Origin of the sequence: Nocardia aurea (genome assembly GCF_003123685.1) — a bacterium.
Lineage (GTDB): Bacteria > Actinomycetota > Actinomycetes > Mycobacteriales > Mycobacteriaceae > Nocardia > Nocardia aurea.
Genome location: NZ_QCYJ01000121.1, coordinates 1 through 7,249 on the forward strand (window position 1 = coordinate 1; position 7,249 = coordinate 7,249).

General features: G+C 71.0%; 6 protein-coding genes. 3 read left to right on the top strand and 3 right to left on the bottom strand.

What is annotated here, in order from left to right; all coding sequences use genetic code 11:
* Together DAT37_RS28685 and DAT37_RS28690 are read right to left on the bottom strand one after the other, a co-directional pair.
* Nucleotides 1–1,073 (bottom strand): MFS transporter (locus DAT37_RS28685; protein WP_109528020.1); only part of this gene is annotated, 1,073 nt, incomplete at its 3' end.
* On the bottom strand, nt 1,070–2,470 hold the full coding sequence (locus DAT37_RS28690) for an amidase (protein WP_157978761.1): 1,401 nt from the start codon (nt 2,468–2,470) through the stop codon (nt 1,070–1,072). The genes DAT37_RS28685 and DAT37_RS28690, both read right to left, overlap by 4 nt.
* A 63-nt stretch (nt 2,471–2,533) precedes the next feature.
* Between DAT37_RS28690 and DAT37_RS28695 the strand changes: the two genes are divergently transcribed.
* The 3 genes from DAT37_RS28695 (at nt 2,534) to DAT37_RS28705 (ending at nt 4,847) form a co-directional block, all read left to right on the top strand.
* A complete protein-coding gene (locus DAT37_RS28695) occupies nt 2,534–3,235 on the top strand; it encodes a TetR/AcrR family transcriptional regulator (protein ID WP_157978762.1) in 702 nt (233 codons plus the stop codon).
* A gap of 20 nt (nt 3,236–3,255) precedes the next feature.
* Nucleotides 3,256–4,284, top strand: a complete 1,029-nt coding sequence (locus DAT37_RS28700; protein ID WP_109528022.1) for a hypothetical protein — start codon at nt 3,256–3,258, stop codon at nt 4,282–4,284.
* A 176-nt stretch (nt 4,285–4,460) separates the two neighbouring features.
* Complete coding sequence (locus DAT37_RS28705) at nt 4,461–4,847, top strand: class I SAM-dependent methyltransferase (RefSeq protein WP_198654485.1); 387 nt, start codon at nt 4,461–4,463, stop codon at nt 4,845–4,847.
* A 74-nt stretch (nt 4,848–4,921) separates the two neighbouring features.
* On the opposite strand, the gene DAT37_RS28710 is transcribed toward DAT37_RS28705, so the two are convergent.
* A complete protein-coding gene (locus DAT37_RS28710; RefSeq protein WP_109528024.1) occupies nt 4,922–7,210 on the bottom strand; it encodes a HelD family protein in 2,289 nt (762 codons plus the stop codon).
* Nucleotides 7,211–7,249: the final 39 nt, after the last annotated feature.

Here is a 7,249-nt window from a genome sequence, read left to right on the forward strand (position 1 = left end):
AGCGCGCCACGTGCCCGTTCATCGGTCCGAGACGGGTTCGTCATGAGCCGCGTGAGCAGTTCGAAGGGGATGAGCTGCTGCGCGGCGAAACAGCAGCCGAAGACGACCGAGCAGCACACCACGAGGAAGGCTGACCGTATCTGCGCACCGACACCGAGGGCGAGAGCCGCTGTCGTGTACGCGGCCAGCGCTGCCACCAGGCTGGTGACCGGACCGAACCTGTCGGCGGTGCGCCTCCAGACGGGGGTGAGGAAGAGCGCGGGGACGAGGGCCGCGGCGAAGAGCACAGACGTCATCGCCGGGGACGTCAGACGGTAGGCGGCGACATAGGGAAGCCCGGCGAGAATGATGGCGATGCTGAGCGTCTGCAGGGTGTAGGACCCTGTCAGCAGCAGGAACTCACGGTCGCCCAGCACGGCGCTCAGCGTTGAGACAGAGCGTGGACGCTGCGATCCTCGGCGCTGTGTCGGTGGCCTTCGGCCGACGGTCACGGCGGTGACGAGCATGGTCGAGCCGATGAGCACCGCGATCGTGACGCCCATGACGAGGTACCCGGGCCGGCCGCCGCCTGCCGCCTCCACCAGCGCGGAAGCCCCAGCCCCTGACAGGAGCACCCCGCCGATGAGGCACACCGTGCGCCAGCTGAGGAGTTGGGTGAGGGTCTTGGGATCGTCGGTCAGCTCGCCTGGCAGCGCCACGTAGGAGGACTGGAAGCAGGCGTAACCGGTGCTGGCCACGACGGACGCCGCGGTCGCCCACGCCGCGCTCGTCCACGTGCTGCCCTCGGGTGTCGAGAACAGCAGCCCGAAGCCGACCGCCAGTCCGATCGCGCCGGCGATCAGCCACGGCGCGCGGTGCCCGCCGCGGTCGGCGCCGCGATCCGAAAGCGCCCCGGCGATCGGTGCGGCGAGAACCTCCCAGGTCTTGCCGATCAGCACCACCAAGGCGGCGCCGGCAGGCGGGATGCGGAGCGTGTCGGTGCAGTAGAAGAGCAGCAGCAGTCCGGACACGGAGCTGAAGGCACCGGTGCCGATCGATCCGATTCCGAACAGGGCCAGTGGCGCGGATCTCACGGGGTGCCTCCGGCGGCGAAGGGGTACAGGTGTGCCCAGGGGCGGCTTCGCTCCAGCCGGCGGGCCAGCCTCAGCAACAGCGCCTCACACCCTGGACGCGCGATGAGCTGGATGCCGACGGGTGTCCCGCTGGGACCGAGTCCTGCGGGGACACTGATCGCCGGTAGTCCCGCGAGGTTGGCCGGCAGCGCGTACGGTTCGGATCCCACGGAGCTGATGTCGACGCCGTCGACGTTCGCCGGGGTGGGGCCCGCGGCCGGCCACGCCTCGTCCACCGCCATGGGTGTGGCCAGGACCTCCACCCGTTCGAAGACCGAGCGCAACGCGTTCGCGATGGCGATGCGCACCTGCTGTGCGCCGGCCAGGTCCGCCGGAGTGAAGTCGCCCGCGGCTTCCAACGCCATGCGCGTCAGCGGCGCCAGAGCCTGCGACGCTCGCGGCCACACTCCCACTCGGGCGAGCCGATGCCGAAGGAACGACAGGTGGATGACGAGGAAGGCCAGGTAGGGGTTCGGCAGTTCGACCTTGAGGTTCGCCTCGACGAGTGCCGCCTCTTCGACCAGTTCGCGGTACGCCCCGTGGACGACGTCGGCGACGTGGGCGGCGCACCGGGCGAAGCCCAGGTCCGGCGACCAGGCGATCCTCGTACCGGTTTCCAGTGGCTCGTCGAGTCGCGGAGACACCGGGCCGGCGGTGTCGCCGGCCAGCACGTCGAACAGGAGCGCGGCATCGGCGACCCCGCGCACGAGCGGGAACGCCGCGTTCAGGGTGTCTCCGTCCTCCCCCGGCAGAAGGCTCTGCGTGGGCAGAAGCCCCACCAGACCACACAGGGATGCCGGGGTCCGCAAGGAGCCGGCGCAGTCGGTCGCGGTTGCGAACGGTACGAGTCCGGCGGCCACCGCGGCCGCGGACCCGCCGCTGCTGCCGCCTGGGGAACGGCTCACGTCCCATGGATTGCGCGTCACACCGCACGCTGGAGTATCGGTGACGCTGTCCAGCCCGAACTCGGCCGTGGTCGTCTTGCCGACCGGCACGGCACCCGCGGCCAGCAGGCGTGACACCCATCGTGAGCTGCGCCTTTCGGGCTTGGCATCAGCGCGGGCCAGTGATCCGAATCGGGTCGGCGCTCCGGCCAGAGCCTGGAGATCCTTGACCGCGAAGGGGACTCCGGCGAGCGGGCCCGGATCACGGCCGGAGGCCACGGCGTCATCGACGCTCCGCGCGATCACGAGAGCGAGCTCGGGTGTGTGGTGGGCGAAGGCGTTGATCGAGGCCGAGGAGGCGGAGATGGACGCCAGGGTCTCCTCGGCCACCGTGCCGGCCGAGATGGCCCCCGACCTCACCTCCGCGGCCAGCCCCGCCACGGACTGTTCTCCTGGAAGGCCTTGCTTTGGCATGGGGGGACCGTACGGCTGCACCAACAGTGTTGTCAACGGTGTTAGTGCAGCTACGATGGGGGCATGCCAGCGACCAAGAAACCCCGGCGACGCCTCACTCGGGACGAGATCCTGCACGCGGCCATGACGATCGCGGACCGCGACGGCCAGGAGGCCCTCACGATGCGGTCGCTGGCGGTGGAGATCCAGTCCGACCCGACGGCGATCTACCGGCATTTCCGCGACAAGCAGGACTTGCTGTCCGCCATGGTCGACACCGTCCTCGACGACCTGCGGTATCCCGCCGCGTCACAGGACTGGCGGGCGATCGCCCGCGAGCTGGCACTCAACCTGCGCGAGCTGCTCCTCGCGCACCCCGGAGCGGCGATGCTGATCGCCAGCGGCCCTCCGACCCCGGGCAGCGTGAAAGCCACAGCAAACGCACTGCAGCTACTGGCCGCCGCCGGCATGCCTCCGAGACTCGCCGGACGCGCCCAGCGCTCGGTGATCAGCTACGTCGTGGGGTGGGTGCTCATGGAGCACGGCATCGGCGCCCGGCAACGAGCGTCCTACTTCGCGCAAGCCCTTCTGCTCGCCCAGCAACATCCCGGCTCGGATCCGGCGACTCTGGCGCGCGCCGCCATCCCCGACCGTTCGGAGCCGGGCGAGTTCGAGTTCGGCTTGGACACCTTCCTCGACGGGCTCAGCCTCCGTCTGGAGGAAGAGGTTCACGTATCTGGTCAAGACCCAATACGGTGGCCCGTGGACAATCGGCCAAGCCCCTAAGCTTTCGGGAGCCTCTCACAGTGCGCGCTGCAGCGGCAGTCCTCTCCTTCCTTCTCGCCATCATCATCGTGCCTGCCCAGCCGGCCGCCACGGTTTCCACCCTGCCGCTGCCCGGTGGCAAGGCCACCTATGTCGTCTCGCAGGGTCATCTCAAGGCCGCCTCCAGCCAGAACTGGGTACGCCTGGGCAGCTACCGCTTCGCCACGAACGGCACGGTGACCGCCGCCCTCTACCTGTGGTGGCAGCGTCACCCCGAGGCCAGGCAGCGCACCGGCACCGTCCCCGACCTCGGCTGCACCACCAAGGCGGGCGGTTCCAGATCGCGCCCCCGCACCTGCGAAGTGCTCACCGCCGGGGGCTTCACCGGCGCTCCCGACGAGAGCCGCACCGGGACGTACACCATGTCAGGGAACGTGCTGACCATCCGGTGGAAGATCGCTCAGACGTGGACGGAACAGTGGTACGTGCGGCCCTCCCCCGACGGGAGGCTGGCCCGTCTGGACCTCAAGCACAGCACGCTGGCCACTCACGGGTACGGCTATGGCAGCAACGCCGCGCTCGGCACCCGGCGCGCGATGAGCTCGGTGAAGGCGTTCCCTGGCTCGCTCAGGCAGGACCTGACGAGCTGGGCGGGCGGCAAGCTCGTCGCCTCCGGCGACCAGCCGTTCGGCAACTCCGCCTTCCGCGCCTGCGCCACCGCCACCTCGTGCCTGACCTACCTGCAGCCGTCCTCGCGCGGCGCGTGCCAGAAGTCCGGCGGCTGCCCCAAGTACGGCGGCGGAACGCGCCCCAACATCAGCTCCATCCAGTACTACCTCACGAAGATCTCCAACTCCGACCGCCGCGACACGCTGTGGCACTGGTGCACCTGCCTGGCGATGGAGCGCGGTGAGTTCTGCTACACCGGCAACTCTCACGTCAAGCCGCTCATGCAGATCATCGACGACAAGGGCGCCTTCCGTGGCTGGGTCGGCGCGGAAGCCTCCTTCTCGACCGGCTCCCGGGCGGCGGACATGATGGCGGTGTTCCGCATCACCGACTTCCGCTGACCGGCCGACACCTGAGCGCCGCCGGACGCACCGCCGCCGTGTTCATTCGATAGATCCGTTCCCTATCACCAGGAGCCGGGTCAGGCGCCTGCCCCGGGTCACGATCGAACACGCGGGCGGCGGCGACGTACCGACCCTGACCTGACCCGCGACCAATGGAGTTATCGTCCTTGGTCGTGACTGAATCCACCTACCTGCATGCCACCCAACTGGCCTACGACACCGTCGCCGCCGACTACGCCGAACTCCTCCGGGACGAACTCGACACCAAGCCACTTGATCGCGCCATGCTGGCGGCGTTCGCCGAACTCGTGCAGGCGCCGGATGCCGGGCAGGTCGCCGACCTCGGCTGCGGCCCGGGCCGCATCACCGCCCATCTACAGTCTCTCGGGGTGAACGCCTTCGGCATTGACCTGTCGCCGCAGATGGTCGCCGTCGCACGCCGAAGCCATCCGGATCTGCGGTTCGAACAGGGATCAATGACCGCTCTGGACCTGGCGGATGGGGCGGTTGGCGGTGCCGTCGCCTGGTACTCAACCGTCCACACGCCGCCAGAGCTGTAGCCGAAGGTGCTCGCCGAGATTCATCGGGTGCTGGCCCCGGGCGGCCATCTGCTGGAAGATCCTGCGGCCCGCCTTTACAAAGTAGATTCGCTGGCCAGGCGCGAGAGCACCCCCGGCAGGGCGCCCTGGTGGAGGACCGTCAGCCGCCTCGTCGCCCGGGTGATGGCCACGTACAGGTCGCGCCCGCCCATCGGCGACGCCGCCAGGATGCCCGCCGGATCCACCACCACGACCGCGTCGAACTCCAGCCCCTTGGCCCGCGCCACCGTCAACGCCACCACCGGCGCCTCCAGGTCCTCGCCCGGGAACAGCTCCGACACCTCCTCGTACCGGGCGTCGGAGGCGATCACCCCCACCCGGCCGTCGCCCACGGCCGCCAGTTCCTCCAGCACGAGCACGGGCAGCCGGTCCACGCCGCCGCGCACGGCACGCGGCTCCGCGTCGCCCTCGCGTACCGACTCGGGCGGCTCCTGGTCAGGGGCCACCGAGCGCAGGACGTCGGCCGCCACCCGCATGATCGCCGCCGGCGTGCGGTAGTTGACCAGCAGCCGCTCCTCCCGCCAGCGGCCCGCCAGGTGCGGATCGAGCACCTGCGCCCACGAACCGGCGCCGGCCGCCGAGCCAGTCTGCGCGATGTCGCCCACCACCGTCAGCGAACGCGCCGGGACCCGGCGCATCACCATCCGCCACGCCATCGCCGACAGCTCCTGCGCCTCGTCCACGATCACATGTCCGTAGGCCCACGTCCGGTCGGCCGCCGCCCGTTCCGCCGTGCTCGTCTCGGCGCCGCCGTCGGCGTGGCGATCGGCCAGCACGTCGGCCCGCCGGTAGACGCCCTCGTCCAGCAGGCCGGTGGACACCAGCACCTCGCGGGCGTAGAGCTCCCGCTCCTCCCGGCCCGCCTCGGCCTCCCTGGTGCGCGCTCGGTGCGCCGAGTCGTCCTCCCCCAGCAGCTCGGCCGCCTCGTCCAGCAGCGGGACGTCTCCCACCGTCCACTCCGCAGCGACCGGCCGCACCAGCGCCGGCCAGTCGAGCCACGGCGGCGACACCGCCCGCAGCGTCTCGGGTGAGGAGAGCAGCTCGGAGACCAGCCGCTGCGGCGTGAGCTCCGGCCACAGCCTGTCGACCGCCCGCCGTACCGTCTCAAGAGACCACAGCCGCCTGCTCGCCAGCGCCAGATCGACCTCGTCCAGGTCGCGCTCGAGGTCGAGCGGCCCGGCGAGCTCCGGCTCCTCCAGTTCCATCTCCGCCAGCCGCAGCGATTCCTCCAGTGCGCGCGCCTCGGCCAGGGCCAGCTCGTTCAGCAGCTCGGTGACGAACAGCTTGCGCGCCATGTTGTGCGGCAGGCGAACCGCGCGGGCACGTTCGCGCACCCGCGCGCACACCTCGTACGGCACCCGTAACGTCAGCCCGTCCGCCTCCACCAGCAGATCGCCGTCCGGCACGCGCTGCCGCTCCCACACCGCCGTGGCGACCACGCCGGCCATCCGCGCGTCGCCCTTCACCTCCGCCGCCCGCGGCTCGTCCACGGCCACCGCCCGCACGCCGGGAAACAGCTCGCCGAGCGTCGCCATCACCACCTGCGTCTCCCCCAGCGCCGGCAGCACGTGGCCGATGTAGCTCAGGAACATCGCGTTCGGCCCCACCACCAGCACGCCCCGCCGCTCCAGCGTGTCGCGGTGCGTGTAGAGGAGGTACGCGGCGCGGTGCAGCGCCGCGACCGTCTTGCCGGTGCCAGGCCCGCCCTGCACGACCAGCGCCCCCTGCAGGGACGCCCGGATCACCCGGTCCTGCTCGGTCTGGATGGTGGCCACCACGTCGCCCATCCGCCCCGACCGGCCGCGCCGCAACGCCGCCAGCAGCGCCGCCTCCCCCACCAGCGCGCGGCGGTCGCCGTCGCTCATCCGCTCCAGGTCGAACACCTCGTCGTCCAGCCCGACCACCCTGCGCTCCTTCAGATGCAGGTGGCGGCGGCGCAGCAGCCCGCCCGGGTCGCCGGCCGTGGCCACGTAGAAGAGGCGTGCCGCCGGGGCGCGCCAGTCGACCAGCACCGACTCGTGCTCGTCGTCGCGCAGCCCGATCCGCCCGACGTAGACGGTGCGGCCGGCGGCGTCGTCGATTCGGCCGAAGCACAGACCGCGCTCCACGGCGTGCAACTGAACCAGCCGCCGCGCCTGCTCCGCCGCCGTCACATCGCGCTCGACCCTCGCCTGCCGGGTGCCGCCCACGACCCCGCCCCCGTGCGCCGCCCGCAGCGCCGCCTCCGCCCGCGCCCGGGCCGTGTCGAGCCTGCCGTAGAGCATCGACACGGTGCGCTGCTCACTGTCAAGGGCTTCCGCGCGTACATCTTGACGATTTGCCATCCGCCGCTATACTCCTAACGGGAGGTTTGTTGGGTTCTG